Raw genomic sequence first — 17750 nt, 5'->3', positions numbered from 1 at the left:
TTTGTTTAAATATATTATTCACCAATCGCTTTTTCACGTTCGGTGTCTGTCGTACCGAGATTCGTCAAGTAAGCCTCATATCTCGGAAGCCAGTAGCGATACGACGCCCAAACGAGGGCGCCCGTCACAGCAAACAAGGCGACAGTCGCTGGCCAGAACCAGCTCGACACGATTCCATCTGCATAGGCGAGACCGATCGGCGAGAAGACAAAGTAGACGAACACCATCGAAGCAATCAGGATGATTGACGTCGAGATGGCATGGCGCCAAGGTTTGACGCGACCGAGGTCGATGCGAATCGGATTGATGTGCTGCATCGGTCGAACTTTCGCGAATACGAGCATGATGGCCGTCTCAAGGACGAACAAAATGCCATAAATATGAATGAAATTGATGCCGATGTCAAAGCCGAACCACTGCTCAGTTCCCCAGACGAGGAAGTAATACGTGACGACGTGGAAGCCGATGACGAGTTTCGCGGCAATCGGTGGCACGCGCTTCACGAGCATCCCGATTAAGACGATGACGAGAATCGGGATGTTGAAGAAACCGGTGAAGCGACGAATCAAGTCCCACAGTCCGTCCGGTGCGTACATCAAGTTCGGGGCGACGAAGAACGAGACGAGCGCGACGAGCGTCCCGAACCATTTACTGACCCGAATCAAATCTTTGTCAGACGCGTCCGGTTTGAACTTCGGTTTATAAATATCGAGCACGAATAAGGTGGCGATACTATTGAGCAACGAGTTGAACGAGCTGAACACGGCACCGAGCAAGACAGCTAGGAAGAAGCCCATGAGCCACATCGGCAACAAGTCGGCAATCAAGCTCGGGTAAGCGAGGTCCGCCTTATCGACGTTCGTACCATATAAATGGAACGCGATAATCCCTGGAAGCAGCATGAAAATCGGGACGAGCAACTTCAAGTAACCGGTGAAGAGCACGCCTTTTTGTCCCTCGGCCAAGTTCTTCGCCCCGAGTGCACGTTGGATGACGTATTGATTGAGTGCCCAATAAAATAGATTCGCAAAAATCATCCCTGTGAAGATGGACAAGAACGGGACGGAGTCGTTCTCTGAACCGATTGCGTTCAGTTTTTCCGGATTCTCGGTTGCAATCGTCTTCATCCCGTCGACGAGGTTGCCGTCGCCGAGCGCGATGAAACCGAGCGTCGGGACGAGGAAACCGATGATAATCAAGCCGATCCCGTTCAACGTATCGGAGACGGCGACGGCGCGGAGTCCGCCGAAAATGGCGTAAACGGCACCGATAATCCCGATGAACCAAATGACGAGCCAGAGTGACTGCTCGAAGCTGATTCCGAGCAGGGCTGGTACGTCAAACAGTTGCAAGACGGCCAAACCGCCGGAATAGAGCATCGATGGAATCGTGACGCACATATAGCCGAACAAGAACAAGAGGACCGTCAAGCGGCGGACGTCCTCATCATACCGTTGGCTCAAAAATTCAGGAATCGTCGAAATACCGATGCCGAGAAAACGTGGTAATAAAAACAGCGCCATGATGATGGCGGCGATTCCGGCTGTGACTTCCCAAGCCATGGCCGACATATTGCCGGCGAACGATTGCCCGTTCAAGCCAATCAATTGCTCGGCCGACAAGTTCGTCAGCAAGAGCGACCCAGCAATGAACAAGCCAGTAAGACCACGTCCGGCCAAGAAATAATCGTCGGCGCTTTCGACTTTTCCTCTTGTCATACGATACGATACGTATGCGACGAGACCCATGAATAGGGCACCCGTAATTAATATGTAAATCACTTGTTGAATGGTCAACGAGTATCCCTCCCACAATAGCTTCTTATTTATAAGTACTTTTCATGAATACCCATCCTAAATCACGATTATTTCCCATTTTTTATTTTGTAAAAAAATTGTAATAAAATTCACTAAAAAAGACACCTGAGAGCCAGGTGTCAAAAAAAGCGTAGCAGTGACGTCGCAACCGTAAAGTAAATGATCAATCCGAGATTGTCGATGACTGTCGTAATGAATGGCCCTGACGCGACGGCGGGATCAAGCTTCAATCGATTGATGAGGAGCGGTACGAGCGTCCCGACGATGGTCGCCACGCTGAGTGACGCGAAGATCGACAGGCCGACAATCATCCCGATCAAGGCACTGTCGTACAATACGGTGATGACGCCGAAGATGACGACCATGCAGGCGAGACCGAGTAACAGCCCCGTCCCAAACTCGCGGCGAATCATCTTCAATACATTTTTCCGATTAATTGTCCCGAGTGCGATCGAGCGGACGGCGACGACGAGCGATTGGGTGGCGGCGTTACCGGCCGAACCCATGACGAGCGGCATGAAGACGGCGAGTAGGACGATCGCTTCGAGCGTGTCCTCGAAACCACCGATCGTCGAAGCGGTGATCATCCCAAGGAACATAAGGCTGATAATCCATGGAGCCCGCTTTATCGCCGCCTCGACCGGTCCCATATTGATGTCAGACGATCCTTTCGTCGCCGACAGTTCTTCGAAGTCTTCGGTCGTCTCTCGTTCGATGACGTCCATGACATCGTCGACCGTGATAATCCCGAGCAAGTGGTCCTCGCTGTCGATGACAGGCAAGGCCAGTAAGTCATATTTCTGAACGGTCCTGGCCAAGTCTTCCTGGTCGGCGAGGACGTGGGCCGATACAACGCGCCGGCCCATGATGTCCGCAATTTGCACGTCGAGCGGGGAGACGATCAAGTCGCGTAGCGAGACGACGCCGACGAGCCGGCGCTCGGTGTCGATGACATACAGGTAATAGATCGTCTCGGCTTCCGGTCCGAGTTCGCGCAAGTCTTCGAGCGTCGCACCGACGGTCTTGTCCGCTTTCAACACGATGAACTCGGTCGTCATAATGGCGCCGGCCGTATCATCCGGATAGCGCATCAAGTCTTTGACCTCGGTCGCCTCGGTCTCGTCCATCAACTCGAACAGTTCGTTCATGAAATCATCGGGGAGCTCGGTCATCAAGTCGGCGGCGTTATCCGAGAACATGTCGTTCAACACACGCACGGCGAACGGACGGGGCATCTCTTGAATGAACTGTTCCTGTTCATCCAGTTCAAGTTTTTCAAACAAGTCGGTGAACTCCTCCGGAGATAACGCCTCGTAGACGAACTCACGGGCCGGACGTTCGAGTTCGATGAACAGGTCGGCCTGTTCACCAGGGTGGAGGGTGAGGAACACGTCGCGGAAATCGACCGGGTCCCCTTTTTGAATGAGCGCTGTCACTTGGGCTTCATGACGGGCGCGTTCTGTACGTTCGATTGCCATCGACTCACTTCCTTTTCAAATCATTTGTCTATATTATGTCACGTCTTCAATCAGGCTCAAACAAAATCAAAAAAATGTTATGAATTTTTTTCACAATCTATACAGTATGTATACGTTACTCCCCCTTGATGTGAGGGGACACATCGTTTCACGAGTGGTTGTTCATTCATGTCACGTCATGATCTATGCACTTTTATGTGGAATCCACCACAGTCTAAACGTCGGACTTGCCCATCCCGGAATTGGGTAAGTTGATAATGTAAGGGTAGAAACACACTCGAATCACAAGGAGGAAGCGAGATGATATCGATGACGGATCAACAAACCGCACGGGATACAACGCTGAAACATCCGATCCACGTGTATTCAGAAATCGGTGAACTTAGGACGGTACTATTGAAACGCCCTGGGCGCGAATTAGAAAATCTGACCCCAGAATATTTGGAACGGCTCTTGTTTGATGATATTCCCCATCTTCCGGTCATACAAAAAGAACATGACTATTTTGCGAGCGTGCTTCAAAATCGCGGCGTCGAAGTACTCTATTTAGAAAATTTGATGGCGGAAACGTTGTCACTACCAGGGGTGCGCGAACGGTTCGTCGCCGATATCTTGGCAGAGTCCAAATCGAACATCAACGGCTCGTACGAGACACTTAAAGAATATTTGCTCGCCTATGACAACGAAAAATTGATTGAAACGGTCATGGCCGGGATTCGAAAGTCCGAGATTAAGCCCGAAAAACGGCGCCACTTACACGAGATGATTGAGGACACGTATCCGTTCTATCTCGATCCGATGCCGAACCTATATTTCACTCGTGACCCGGCTGCGGCTATCGGGGACGGGCTATCGATCAACCGGATGAAAGAGCCGGCGCGACGCCGTGAATCGTTGTTCACGCAGTGTATTATGCGCTACCATCCACGATTCGCGAAACACGACATCCCGATTTGGTCGGATCGTGACTACCGCTTCGCGATGGAAGGCGGGGATGAACTCGTTCTTTCGAAAGAAGTCGTCGCCATCGGGATTTCCGAACGGACGACGGCCCAAGGGATTGAGCGGGTCGCCCTCAACTTGTTGAAAAACGGCGGCACGTTCAAAAAAGTCATTGCCATTGAAATTCCGAAGTCGCGCGCATTCATGCACCTCGACACGGTCTTCACGATGGTCGATCATGACAAGTTCACGATTCATCCGTTCATCCAAGGGCCAGGAGGCAAGATGAACATCTTTGAACTGACGTTGAATGCCGAGGGTGAACTTCACATTAGGCAGCATACGGATTTGTTGAACGTGTTGAAAGCCGCACTCGGTCTTGATGAGATCGTCTTAATCCCATGTGGGGGCGGGGATCCAATCGCTGCTGCCCGCGAGCAATGGAACGATGGGTCGAACACGCTCGCCATCGCCCCGGGCGTCGTCGTCACGTACGATCGCAACTACGTCTCGAACGAGTTGCTGCGCTCTGAGGGCGTCGAAGTCATCGAAATCATGTCGAGTGAACTGTCGCGTGGCCGTGGGGGCCCACGCTGTATGAGCTGTCCGATGATCCGCGAAGACATTTAACGAGGAGGAAACGAGCATGTCCACAACGTACAACTTTGATTTGAAAGGCCGTCATTTTCTATCATTGAACGATTTTTCAGGAGACGAGTTGAACTATTTGATCGATTTATCGGCCGCTTTCAAGCGTCAAAAGCAACAAGGCGTCCCGCATCGAATCTGTGAAGGGAAGAACGTGGCTCTGTTGTTTGAGAAACCATCGACGCGGACGCGTTGTGCGTTCACCGTGGCGGCCATCGATCTCGGCATGCATCCGGAATACCTCGGGAAATCGGATATCCAGTTCGGCAAAAAAGAATCGGTGCGCGACACGGCAATCGTGCTCGGGCGTATGTTTGACGGCATCCAATTCCGCGGCTTCGCCCATGACACGGTCGAAGGGCTGGCCAAAGACGCCGGTGTCCCGGTATGGAACGGTTTGACGGATTTGTATCATCCAACGCAAATCTTGGCCGACTTCTTGACGGTCAAAGAACAGAAAGGTGAACTGTCTGGCATCCGCTTCGTTTACGTCGGCGACGGACGCAACAATATGGGTAACACACTCTTGATTGGTGGTGCCAAAGTCGGGATGGACATGCGTATCTGCGCGCCGAAATCGCTTTGGCCATCGGATGAAGTCGTCGATTTTGCCCGCTCGGTCGCTGCCGAGACCGGGGCGAAGATCACGTTGACCGAAAGTATTGACGAAGCGGTCGCCGACGCCGACGTCATCTACACGGACGTCTGGGTGTCGATGGGCGAAGAGGCCGAGTTTGCCGAGCGCATCAAACTGCTCCACCCGTATCAAGTGAACATGGACATGCTCATGAAGACGAATAATCCGGACGTCATGTTCCTTCACTGTCTGCCTGCCTTCCACGACTTGGAAACCGAAGTCGGCCGGGCGATCCATGCGGAGTACGGATTGAGCGAGATGGAAGTCACGGACGAAGTGTTCCGAAGCCGCCATTCTTTCGTCTTTGATGAAGCCGAGAATCGAATGCACACAATCAAAGCGGTGATGGCCGCGACGCTAACTGACACGTTTGAATGGCTTGAACGCTGACGGATAGGAGGGGATCTCCCCTCCGGTCCGTATTAAACGAAAGGGATGAGTTCAATGTCTACGAAAATAGCGCATGACTCAAGTGGAACGGCTGGCGTGCAACCAGAGAAGAAAGATCGACGTCTAGGGCTCGGGGCGCTGACGGCACTCGTCGTCGGTTCAATGATTGGCGGCGGCGCCTTCAACTTGGCGGCCGACTTGGCCCAAGGTGCGAACGCGGGAGCGATTTTGATTGGGTGGGTCATCACCGGAATCGGGATTATCGCCCTCGGTCTCAGCTTTCAAAATTTGACGATGCGTCGTCCGGACCTCGACGGTGGGGTATACAGTTACGCCCGGGCCGGCTTTGGTCAGTTTGTCGGGTTCAACTCGGCGTGGGGCTATTGGCTCTCCGCGTGGCTCGGCAACGTCGCCTACGCGACGCTCCTATTCAGTTCGGTCGGCTATTTCTTCCCCATCTTTGAAGGTGGTCAGAATATCGCCTCGATCATCGGGGCCTCGATTATGTTATGGCTCGTCCATTCGCTCATTTTACGAGGCATTCATGAAGCATCCATGATCAACATCATCACGACGATTGCGAAACTCGTACCGATTTTTGCTTTCATCACCATCACCTTATTCTTCTTCAACCTCGATAATTTCACGTTCGATTTCTGGGGCCAGGGTGGTTTCTCGTGGGGTAGTGTGAGAGATCAGGTCGTCTCGACGATGCTCGTCACACTATGGGTATTCATCGGTGTCGAAGGGGCGGTCGTCTTATCCGGACGGGCCCGCAAGCGCTCAGACGTCGGGAAAGCGACGGTCATCGGGTTGCTCGGGACACTCATCATCTATCTGCTCATCTCGGTCATGTCGCTCGGTCTTATGAATCCGGAAAACGTAGCGAACGCCTCACAACCGGCGATGGCGTATTTACTCGAGTCAGCGGTCGGACCGTGGGGCGCGATGCTCATCAATGGCGGCCTCGTCATCTCTGTTCTCGGGGCATGGCTCGGTTGGACGTTGCTCGCCGCTGAGATCCCATTCGTAGCCGGGAAAGACGGCGTGTTCCCGAAATGGTTCACGAAAGAGAACAAAAACAACGCACCGGCTAACGCGCTTTGGCTCACGAACGGGTTGATTCAACTGTTCCTCTTCACGTTCCTGTTCTCGGATGCGGCGTATAACTTTGCCTTCTCGCTCGCCTCGAGCGCCATCTTGATCCCGTACGCCTTCTCGGCCTTCTATCAAGTCAAAGTCGCCAAGAACGGCATCGGCTACAACACCGGCGAGCGCAGGACTCGCGACCTCATTATCGGAGCCGTCGCCTCGATCTATGGGATTTGGCTCATCTATGCGGCTGGAATCGACTATCTGCTCTTGACGACCTTACTGTACGCACCAGGGACGTTGCTTTACATCAAGGCACAGCGTGAGAACGGCATCAAGACGTTGACGAAGACGGAGTGGATCGTGGCCGGTGTCTTGACCGCGCTCGCCATCTTGGCCGTCGTGCGCATCGTCTCAGGAAATATCTCAGTCTTTTGATCGGGGGAAACCAATATGCGGAATAAACGAGTAGTCATCGCACTAGGTGGAAATGCAATTCAACAAGGAAAAGATGCGACGGCCGAGGCTCAAATTCGAGCCGTCGAGGCGACAGCGGAATCACTGGCCGCGCTTATCGCCGAAGGGGTCGACGTCATCATCACCCATGGGAACGGACCGCAAGTCGGAAATTTGATGTTGCAACAGGCCGCATCGGACAGTCCGGCGACGCCGGCCTTGCCACTCGACGTTTGCGGGGCGATGACACAAGGGATGATTGGCTATTGGTTCGAGAACGCCCTCACGAAAGCACTGAGATCTCGTGGTTTGGAACGTTCGGTCGCACCGATCGTCACGCGGTCGATCGTTGACCTGAACGATAGCGCCTTCAGTCACCCGACGAAGCCGATTGGTCCCTTCTATGACGAGGCGGAAGCGCAGCAGCTTGAACGGACGACCGGTTACGTCTTCAAAGAAGACGCCGGTCGCGGCTATCGCCGCGTCGTCCCGAGCCCGTTTCCGGTGGCGATCCTCGAACATGCGGTCATTCGTGACCTCGTCGCCCATGAGCACATCGTCGTCGCCTCTGGCGGGGGCGGAATTCCCGTCATCGATACACCCGATGGCTACGTCGGCGTCGAGGCGGTCATCGATAAAGATTTTGCCGCTGCGAAACTCGCCGAACTCGTCGAGGCAGACATGCTTCTCATCTTGACGGCCGTCGATCACGTGTTCGTCGATTTCGGGACCCCGTCGGCCCGGGCGCTCGAGGAGACGACGAAAGAACAACTCGAGACGTATATCGCCGAGGGACAATTCGCACCGGGCAGTATGTTGCCGAAAGTTCGGGCCGCCCTTCAGTTCGCCGAGTCAGGGCATGACCGGGTTGCCGTCATCACGTCGCTCGAACAAGCGCTAGCGGCAGTGCGAGGCGAGGTCGGGACGCGTGTCCGGCTCGCCGCGACACTGCAACAATAAGTACGAAGCCGCAGACGAATACGTCTGTGGCTATTTTCATGAATCGGCAGCTCATCGTTTTTTATCCGTCAACATGGGGAAGGGTTGTTGTATGTCGATTCAGACATTGCTATCATCGTTTGTGTAACCGTTTGCACATGTGGAAAGGAAGTGACGAAGAGCGGCAACGCTCGAGCTTATGCGTCTATTTGAAGAGGAGAACGTCTATACGAAGCAAATGAAGCCACAGGCAGACGATCGTGCGATTGTCCAAGGGAGCTGTTATCGCTTTACGGTACTGACGAGCCAACTGATTCGGATGGAGTACGCCGAAGATGGGGTGTTCGAAGACCGGGCGACCCAAGTCGTCTGGAACCGGGCGTTTGACGTCCCAGCGTTCCGCGTGATTGAGGATGAGACAGAACTTCAAATCATCACGGAACATGTCCATCTGTACTATACGAAAGGACCGTTCGCTCCGAACACGCTCTACGTCGACGTAAAAGGAAATTTCAGTACGTATTATAGCCGCTATACGTTCAACGGACCGGAGCGGACGTTGAAAGGGACGGCGCGAACGCTCGACCACGTCGACGGGGCGACAGAACTCAGTGAAGGCATCGTCTCGAAACAAGGGTATGCCGTCATTGATGACTCTGATTCGTTCATCATGACGGAAGACCGTTTCGTCGAACCGAGGCGTAAACACATCCATGACTTGTATTACTTCGGATACGGGCATGAATATAAGCGTGCGCTCCGGGACTTCTATCAATTGACCGGCCCGACGCCGCTGTTGCCGCGAAAAGCGCTCGGCAACTGGTGGAGCCGCTACTGGCGTTATGATGAGACGGAATATAAAGAACTCATGCTCCGCTTCAAAACGGAGGATGTTCCGTTCTCGGTCAGTGTTATCGACACGGACTGGCATATCACCGATATCCCTGAGGAATACGGGAGCGGTTGGACGGGCTATTCGTGGAACAAGAATTTGTTCCCGGACCCGAAAGGTTTCCTGACGTGGCTCAAGCAAGAAGGGCTGCTCGTCACATTGAATTTACATCCGGCGGACGGGGTTCGTGCGTTCGAAGATCAATATGAGGCGATGGCCGAGGCGATGGGGCTCGATCCGTCCCACGGTGACCGCATCCCGTTCGATTTTTCTGATAAACGGTTCATTCAAGCCTACTTCGAACAGATGCATCACCCCCATGAAGTCGACGGGGTCGATTTTTGGTGGATTGACTGGCAACAAGGGTCGACGTCGAAAATGGAAGGGCTCGACCCGCTTTGGATGCTGAACCACTATCACGCGGCCGACATCGCCCGAGACGGCAATCGACCGCTCATCTTCTCCCGATACTCGGGACCCGGTAGTCATCGCTATCCGGTCGGCTTCTCGGGTGACACGTTGATTTCGTGGGCATCGCTCGCATTCCAGCCGTACTTTACGGCGACGGCGTCCAATATCGGCTATGGCTGGTGGAGTCATGATATCGGCGGCCACTACCGAGGCTCAAAAGACGATGAGCTCGCCGCGCGCTGGGTCGCGTTCGGTGTATTCAGTCCGATTATGCGGCTGCACTCGACGTTCAGTACGTTCAACGGAAAAGAGCCATGGCGCTTCGGTCTCGAGGTCGAACGATCGATGAAGACGTTCTTGCGTCTGCGTCATCAATTGATCCCGTACATCTATACGATGAACTGGCGCAACCATGCCGGTGCCTTGCCGCTCATTTTGCCGATGTATTATGAACATCCGGATGAAGACGCGGCGTATGAAGTGCCGAACGAATACTACTTCGGCAGTGAACTCATCGTCTCCCCGATCGTCGAGCCGATGAATAAACAGCTCCATGTGGCGGCGGCGAACGTCTGGTTGCCGAAAGGTGACTGGTTCGACTTCTTTACTGGTCATCGTTATACGGGCGAGAAGTCAATTCGGGTATTCCGGGGAATCGACGAACAAGCGGTGTTCGCGAAAGCCGGGGCCATCATCCCGATGGCGCGCCATTACTCGGGCCGGAACGATACGGATAACCCGGTCGAACTGGAAGTTCTCGTCTTCCCGGGCGCGTCGAACACGTTCACCCTCTATGAAGACAATGGGACGGACCGCGGCTATGAGACAGGAGCATATGCCGAGACGACGTTCACGCTCGATTGGGAGGAGAGGAAGCTACACATTCACGTCACGGGTGACCGGACCGTCTTGCCGTCTGACCGTAACGTCACGTTGCTCCTCCGAGGTGTGACCGGTTCTGGTGAGTACAATCGGACTACACAGACACTGCGCCTTGAACTCGGTCCGATTGATGAGGAGATGACGGTGTCGCTCCCAGTCGAACTGACGACGAACGATCACCGGCTCGATCGCTTGTATCGCTTCTTGGATCGGGCTGAAATCTCATATGATTTGAAAGATCGCTTGTATCGATCAGCTGCCGCGAAGACACGGCTCGAGGCATGGCTGTTCGACTTGCACGCGCTTGAGCTTGACCGCGACTTGCAAGACGCGATTATGGAATTGATGCTCGACTGAATAACTTGCTGTGACGAAGAGGGGATGTGTCCCCTCTTTTTTTGTCAAAAAATCATCGGATTTTGTAAGCGTTTTCAATGCAAATCCCGTTATACTTAGAGGAGAGGCAAGATGGATTGGAGGATTCGACATGAAACCGAAATGGACCGTAGACGACTTGCGACAGCTTGATGTGTTCGCTAAATGTGCCGCACGGGAGCTCGAGGCGTTGTTGCCCCATGTTTATTGCCGCACGTATCGGAAAGGACAGCTCTTATTTATGGAAGGCGACCCTCGGGAGCGCGTTTACTTTTTAATCAACGGTTACGTGAAGCTCGAGCGCAACAACGAGACGGCGACCCATCAATATACGGACTACTTGAAACCGAAGCAACTGTTCCCGTATCGCGGATTAATGACGGAACCGTATTATCAACATTCGGCGGAGGCGTTGACCGACATCGAGGTCATCTATATGCCGACGGACCGATTCGAACAACTCGTCTCACGGAACGCGTCGATGCTACTCCATATCGTCGGACAGATGAATCGGATTCTCGACTTGCACGAACGACGTGTCCAAGACATCATCACGCCGAACGCGACCGAGCGTGTGCTCAACACGATTCATTATTTGCTTGAAGACCTCGGGGAACCGGAAGCGGCAGGCGTCCGCGTCCGTTGTCCGTTCACGACGATTGAAATTTCACGTTTGTCCGGGACGTCACGCGAGACGGTGTCGAACATCTTATCACGCTTGCGGAAAGAAGATGTGCTCCACTTCGATGCGCGTGAATTGATGATTGGCCATCCGGAATATTTTGAACAGTCGCTTTGATGGCGCCGCGTGTGTGACGTGGCGTCTTTTGCATGTCTGGCTAAGCGAAGCGTTCGCCATGCTCGGATGCATCAGTTATAATTAGTGAGAATCCTCACAAAGAAAAGTTTTGAACAGTATAGAAAGGATGAACGCAGTGAAACGACTGCAAGCTCTCGCTTTAGCGGAAAAGCGCCATATCGTCGGACTCGTCATCGCCGCGGTGATGATCGGGTTATCGATTTTGGCGCAGGCATATTTAATCGTCGATATCGTCGACCAAGTCTTTTTAAAAAATGCATCGTTTGAAAGCATCGTTCCGACTCTCGGCTGGCTCATCCTGGCGCTCGTCACAAGAGCTGGATTTGGCTATATGTCAGGGAGGATTGGGGCAAGTCTATCGGAAAAGGCGAAACGGTCGCTCCGATTGCAGTTGCTTGACCGTTATACGTCGAACCCGATTGAGACATCTTTGTCCGGCCAATCGGGTAAGAAAGTCAGCGTCTTCATGGACGCGGTCGATGAAGTCGACGCCTACTTCAGCCAATATTGGCCACAAGTCATTCAAACGTCGATCATTCCGTTGCTCATCCTCGTCGTCGTCTTTAGCCAACATTGGATTTCGGGCGTCATCATGATGGTGACGGCACCGTTCATCCCAATCTTTTTCATCATCATCGGGATTGCGACGCAGAAAAAGTCCGAGCAACAGATGGAGAAGATGAACCAGTTTTCTGGAAAGTTTCTGGACGTGTTGCAAGGATTGACGACGCTCAAACTATACGGTCGGACCGAACGCGAGGCAGAAGCCATCGAGAAGAGCAGTCTCGACTTCCGTGACGCGACGATGGTCGTCTTGAAGACGGCGTTCTTGTCGGGTCTCATGCTCGAGTTCATCTCGATGCTCAGCACGGGCGTCGTGGCGCTCGAAGTGGCGCTCCAGATGGTCGTCTGGCAGAACTTGACGTTCTTCTCCGGCTTTTTGATTCTCGTCTTGGCCCCGGAATACTATTTGGCCATCAAAGACCTCGGCGGTGCGTTCCATACCGGACGCGGCAGCATGGGGGCGGCCGATCGTATTTTCGAGGAGCTGGACGCACCAGATGAACGCCTGCAATGGGGAAATCGGACGTTGACGAGCCGGACGCCCGAACTCGAACTCGACGAAGCATCGTTTGCCTATGCAGGCGGTCGCTTCACGCTCCATCCTGTAAGCGGCGTGATTCCCGCCGGTGCCCACGTGGCGCTCGTCGGGGCGAGCGGGTCCGGGAAGACGACCGTCTTGAACGTATTGTCTGGGCTTGTGAAACCCGACAGCGGGCGTGTCCTCGTGGACGGCGAACCGCTCGAAACGTACACCGATACATCATGGTATGGCACGATCGGCTATATCTCCCAACATCCGTATTTGTTCGCCGGCACCGTCGCCGATAATATCGCCCTCGGGGAAGCAGCGGATGAAGCGAGCCTCCTCGAAGCGGTGCATGCGGCCGGACTGACCGATGTCATCGCCCAATTGCCGAACGGACTCGATACCGAGCTCGGTGAAGGGGGGTACGGCTTGTCCGGAGGCGAACGGCAACGGCTCGCCTTGGCCCGGGCCTTCTTTAAACGTCCCGGCATCATCTTGTTCGATGAGCCGACGACGGGACTTGACTTAGTGACCGAGCAAATCGTCCGCCGCTCGATTGAGGAGTTGTCGCGTGAGGCAACGCTCGTCACGGTCGCGCATCGCCTGCACACGATCAAACAAGCCGATGCGATTTGGTTCATGGATGAAGGGCGTCTCGTCGCCCAAGGCACACATGACGAACTGCTCAGCGTTTCGCAGTACGCCGACTTGTTCACGCTACAGAAAGGAGTGAGAGGATGAATTCGCTTTGGACGATCACAAAATGGATGATGCGAGAGAAGAAAGATATCGTCCTCTCAATCTTCTTTGGCTACGTGGCCGGTATCGCGGCCGTCGCCTTGTTCGCGGCGAGCGGATATCTCGTCTCACGGGCAGGTCTCGTACCGCCGCTGTATGCGCTCATGGTGCCTGTCGTCTTGATTAAACTGTTCGGTGTGATTCGGGCGAGTGCGCGTTATCAAGAGCGTCTTGCCTCGCACCGGGCGACATTCACGATTTTGAGCGAGCTACGGGTCCGCTTTTATCGCCAGCTCGAACCGCTCGTGCCGAGCATCTTTGCCAAGTATCGGAGCGGGGACTTGCTCGCTCGCGTCGTCGGTGACGTCGAGAGCCTGCAAAACTACTTTTTACGGGTATTCTATCCGCCGATGATCTTGGTGCTCGTCTTCTTGAGCACGATTTTCTTCGTCACGTACTTCTCGATGTGGGTCAGCCTTTGGATTTTGTTCGGTGTCTTCGTGACCGGCTTTTTGATTCCGGCGTTCTTCGCCCGAATCCGTGCCAAGCACGACCGCGAGCTTCGCGCCTTACGGGGTGACTTGTCGAGCGGGATGACGGAGATGATGTACGGATATCGCGATTTATTGCTTCATCATCGACTTGGACGGACGCGCGGTGAGCTGCTCGAACAGAGTGACCGTTACGCCGAAGCGCAGAAGCGGGATGTGACGAATCAGTTCTTCAACTCGTCACTCGTCGTGGCCGCATCCTTGCTCGTCTCGTGGGGTGTTCTCGCTATCGGGGCCTATCTCGTCGTCAACGGGGAATTGAATGGCCTATATTTGGCCATGCTCATCATGATGTCGCTCACCGCGTTTGAGAATGCGACACCGATGGCGGTCTTCCCAGGTCATTTTGCCGACAGCAAACAAGCAGCCGACCGTTTGCTTGAAGTGGTCGAGCCGAGTGAAACGATTGTCGCGGCCGAGGCCGCCCGGACGGACATAGTACTCGAATCCGCTCCGGACGTATCGTTCGAGCGCGTCAGCTATCGCTATCCGGACACATTCCGGGACGTATTGAGCGACGTCGACGTGACGTTACGCAGCGGGACGAAGACGGTCATCGTCGGACCGAGTGGTTCTGGTAAGTCGACGCTCTTGCAACTGTTGCTCGCATTCGTCAGACCCGATGCGGGGGAGCTCCGATTGAATGGGCAACGGTTGGACGATGTGACCCAAGCGTCGGTCTGGCGTGCAGCCAGCGTCGTCCTTCAAGAGAACCATTTCTTCTTCGGGACGGTGCGGGAGAACTTGGCGCTCGCCGGGGACTTCACCGACGCCGAAATGGAAGCGGCGCTCGCAAGTGTTCGCCTCGGTTTCTCACTCGATGAGCCTGTCCTTGAGAAAGGGGCGAACTTGTCAGGTGGGGAACGACAACGTCTCGCCATCGCTCGGGCGCTCTTGAAGAACGGGGTGCTCTGGATTCTCGATGAAGCGACGTCGGCGCTCGATGCGCGGACCGAGGCGGACGTGTTCGCCGAAATCTTCCGTCGCGCCGAGTCATCGACGCTCGTCATGGTCAGCCATCGCTTGACCGGGCTCGAGCGCTTCGATCACATCATCGTCATGGAAAATGGTCGCGTCGTAGAGACGGGAACGTACGATGAACTGATGCGGTCCCGCGGTGTATTCTATGGCTTGAAACAAATCGAGCAAGATATTTTCGCATGAAAAAACGAGCGGCTCCGTCGGAGAGCCGCTCGTTTTTTGGATGGCAAATTTGGGTGCAACAAATGGGGGTTATCGCATTGCTTTCAAAAAGAGTGTCGTGGAGGGGAATCCACGTGACGTAATGGTTTGGGGAACGGTTACGTCAAGCTTTAGGAGCTACAAATAGAGTATAAGTGATAACGATTCTCATTGTCAATTAGTAAATTGCACAAAAAAACCGCAAACCAAACTGTTTGCGGATCGGCGTCAGCTAGACGTCACGCCTTTTCGAAGTGTGAAGCGAAGCAAGCTGAACAAGTAACGCGTATAGAATAGCGCGAACGCATAAAATACGGCGATGGCTGCTGCACCGAGTTCAACGCCCGGAATGTTCATCAAGAACTCGAGGATGAGAATCGACAGCAAGAAGATATAGAGGCCAGCGTCGAGATAGAGCGGCATCAACTTGCCGCGCTGATGCCAGAACGTCCGCACGAGCGGTGCGACGATCATGCCGATGATACGTTCCGCGAACCCGATGCTGAGCACGGAAATCATGAATGCGGCTACCGTTTCGAACGAGACGAGCTCCGAGAAGGCGAACATGGAGATGAGCAAGAGCGGGCCGATGAAAATCATCATCGAGAGTGACGTGCGTAAAAAAATCAATAAGTTCCGTTTCATCGTGCCGACTCCCCCAAAGAGCGACTGGCGGAACGTTTTACCGCGTTGATAGTCAAGGATGAACAATCCCACAAACATCAAACCGAAAAGCGATAACAATACTGTCATGAAATGTGTTTCCCCTTTTCTGTCCAAATCTATGATCAACTGTAAGAATCATCGAATCAAAGTCTAGCCTAGTTTACCGATTCACTAGTTGAAAGTAAAGCGGAAAAACTGAGGAAAATCGCAATCTTTTGCGAACATGCGACGCTTTACGACGCTAGAATGAAGCGATTTCGTCCCGATTCCTTAGCGTGGTATAACGCTTCGTCGGCATGTTTCAACACGCTGTCGACTTCAATGTCGTTCGAATGGCAGGCCCCGAGCGAAACGGTGATATGGAGCGTTCCCGCGCTCGTCTCGAACGGGAACGTCGAGACTTTTTCTCGTATAGATTCAGCGAGGCGAGTCACTTCATCTCGATTGGCGTTCGGCATGATGATTAAAAATTCTTCTCCGCCGAAGCGGCCGACGAGATGACGTCCTTCGCTCTCGGCGACGAGCAACATACCGAGCTCTCGCAAGACGTCGTCCCCGACGTCATGGCCGTACGTGTCGTTCACGCGCTTGAAATGGTCGATATCGACGAGGATCAGGGCATATTCTTTCGCTTCGACATTCAAGTTGGCCATCGCTTCGTTCAATAGACGCCGATTGGCAATGCCGGTCAATGCGTCTGTCCGGGCGAGCTGTTGTTGATGCTGGACGTTCTCGAAGTGGCGGCGTAATTCTTGAAGCAAGCGATATGCGGCACAGGCACCACCATAGGCCATGACGACGTACGCGAGAATGACCGGATAGAACAGGTGGAGCGGTAACGCATAATACATGGCGGCGCCGAAGACGACAATACTAATCGTCGTGAAAATGAGTAGCGTGCGGCGAGTGTTGTCGAGCCGAAGCCGGAGCAGGCTAATCGGGAAGACGAGCCCGACCATCGTTAAGACGGCAAGATAAAAGCCGATGTACGCTCCATCCGTCACCATGAAAAGTCGGATGACTAAAAAGATGACGGCGGCGACCGTTCCGCTTACCCAGCCACCAAACAGGACGGCGAGCGAGATTGGGATGGAGCGCAAGTCGATGAGGATGCCTTCGAGTGGCAATGCGTTCGCGAGTAAAATCAAAGCGACAAATCCGGTTTGGACACCGAGCAAGATTCGGCTTTTCAAAGGAGAATTTGGTGTGAGCCGCGGACGATTTCGAAACGGGAGGAACGAGATCGTGAATAGTGTGAACAGGATACATAGATTCAAAAAAAATGAGTTAATAATTGTGAGCATGACCGCATCCCCTTGTATGAAATGGAAATAATTAGTTTCAGTTTAGCATATTCAAATAACATTGACTGCTTATGAAAGAGTGCACAATGTGTTCACCAGTCACGCCATTACCCCCATGATCGTTCAACTTCCATCTGAGGTGCTTCCTTTGAAATGAAACATCATCTTCCTCTCTATCTTAGCAAACAAATTTGGTATGATAGACGAAAAGGGGGACTGTCCGTGCGGTATTGGGATCATTTTAAGCGAGCGTTCATTCCGATTGCGCTCATCTTGATCGGGTTGGCCATCTTTTATACATTATCGGCTCGAGGGAATCTGGCGTTGACTGTTCTCGGGGCGCTTATCGTCGGTGTCATCTTATTTTTAGTGATGCGGCATATGAACCGGGTCGAAGAAGACTAACGAGAACACGTTCGAGGTTCTCGTTTTTTTGTTGT

Annotated in this window: 13 protein-coding genes; 9 read left to right on the top strand and 4 right to left on the bottom strand. The window is 53.5% G+C overall.

All coding sequences use genetic code 11. From position 1 onward, the window contains the following. Positions 1 to 14: 14 nt before the first annotated feature. Together DPV68_RS02665 and mgtE are read right to left on the bottom strand one after the other, a co-directional pair. A complete protein-coding gene (locus tag DPV68_RS02665) occupies positions 15 to 1796 on the bottom strand; it encodes a solute:sodium symporter family transporter (RefSeq protein ID WP_114165289.1) in 1782 nt (593 codons plus the stop codon). A gap of 140 nt (positions 1797 to 1936) precedes the next feature. Further along, positions 1937 to 3295: a magnesium transporter gene (mgtE, locus tag DPV68_RS02660; RefSeq protein WP_114165288.1), complete on the bottom strand. Its 1359-nt coding sequence runs from the start codon at positions 3293 to 3295 to the stop codon at positions 1937 to 1939. Positions 3296 to 3637: 342 nt separating this feature from the next. On the opposite strand from mgtE, the gene arcA reads away from it, so the two are divergent. The 8 genes from arcA to cydC all read left to right on the top strand — a co-directional run bounded on the left by arcA (position 3638) and on the right by cydC (position 15322). Continuing rightward, positions 3638 to 4867, top strand: a complete 1230-nt coding sequence (gene arcA, locus DPV68_RS02655) for an arginine deiminase (RefSeq protein WP_114165376.1) — start codon at positions 3638 to 3640, stop codon at positions 4865 to 4867. A 16-nt stretch (positions 4868 to 4883) separates the two neighbouring features. Continuing rightward, the gene (argF, locus tag DPV68_RS02650) at positions 4884 to 5912 is read left to right on the top strand and encodes an ornithine carbamoyltransferase (RefSeq protein ID WP_114165287.1); all 1029 of its coding nucleotides are present in this window, start codon (positions 4884 to 4886) and stop codon (positions 5910 to 5912) included. Positions 5913 to 5966: 54 nt separating this feature from the next. After that, positions 5967 to 7442 (top strand): arginine-ornithine antiporter, encoded by a 1476-nt coding sequence (gene arcD, locus DPV68_RS02645; protein WP_114165375.1) that lies wholly within the window; start codon positions 5967 to 5969, stop codon positions 7440 to 7442. Between the two features lie 15 nt (positions 7443 to 7457). Then, positions 7458 to 8420, top strand: coding sequence for a carbamate kinase (gene arcC / locus DPV68_RS02640; RefSeq protein WP_114165286.1), 963 nt, complete (start codon positions 7458 to 7460; stop codon positions 8418 to 8420). Positions 8421 to 8598: 178 nt separating this feature from the next. Next, a complete protein-coding gene (locus DPV68_RS02635; protein WP_114165285.1) occupies positions 8599 to 10941 on the top strand; it encodes a glycoside hydrolase family 31 protein in 2343 nt (780 codons plus the stop codon). A 130-nt stretch (positions 10942 to 11071) separates the two neighbouring features. Next, positions 11072 to 11758 (top strand): Crp/Fnr family transcriptional regulator, encoded by a 687-nt coding sequence (locus DPV68_RS02630; protein ID WP_114165284.1) that lies wholly within the window; start codon positions 11072 to 11074, stop codon positions 11756 to 11758. 127 nt (positions 11759 to 11885) lie between these two features. Beyond that, a complete protein-coding gene (cydD, locus tag DPV68_RS02625; protein ID WP_114165283.1) occupies positions 11886 to 13610 on the top strand; it encodes a thiol reductant ABC exporter subunit CydD in 1725 nt (574 codons plus the stop codon). Continuing rightward, positions 13607 to 15322 carry a thiol reductant ABC exporter subunit CydC gene (gene cydC / locus DPV68_RS02620; protein WP_114165282.1) on the top strand — a complete coding sequence of 572 codons (1716 nt, stop codon included), beginning with the start codon at positions 13607 to 13609 and terminating at the stop codon, positions 15320 to 15322. Before cydD ends, cydC begins: the two co-directional genes overlap by 4 nt. Before the next feature lie 246 nt (positions 15323 to 15568). On the opposite strand, the gene DPV68_RS02615 is transcribed toward cydC, so the two are convergent. Both DPV68_RS02615 and DPV68_RS02610 read right to left on the bottom strand, forming a co-directional pair. Beyond that, the gene (locus tag DPV68_RS02615) at positions 15569 to 16093 is read right to left on the bottom strand and encodes a hypothetical protein (protein WP_114165281.1); all 525 of its coding nucleotides are present in this window, start codon (positions 16091 to 16093) and stop codon (positions 15569 to 15571) included. 146 nt (positions 16094 to 16239) lie between these two features. Continuing rightward, positions 16240 to 17310: a diguanylate cyclase gene (locus DPV68_RS02610; RefSeq protein WP_114165280.1), complete on the bottom strand. Its 1071-nt coding sequence runs from the start codon at positions 17308 to 17310 to the stop codon at positions 16240 to 16242. 222 nt (positions 17311 to 17532) lie between these two features. Between DPV68_RS02610 and DPV68_RS02605 the strand changes: the two genes are divergently transcribed. Continuing rightward, the gene (locus tag DPV68_RS02605; protein WP_114165279.1) at positions 17533 to 17715 is read left to right on the top strand and encodes a hypothetical protein; all 183 of its coding nucleotides are present in this window, start codon (positions 17533 to 17535) and stop codon (positions 17713 to 17715) included. Positions 17716 to 17750: the final 35 nt, after the last annotated feature.

Source organism: Exiguobacterium sp. TNDT2, from assembly GCF_003331145.1.
In the GTDB taxonomy this organism is placed as follows: Bacteria; Bacillota; Bacilli; order Exiguobacteriales; family Exiguobacteriaceae; genus Exiguobacterium.
The sequence above is the reverse complement of the archived record's forward strand: the minus strand, read 5'-3'. Positions and strand labels throughout refer to the sequence as shown.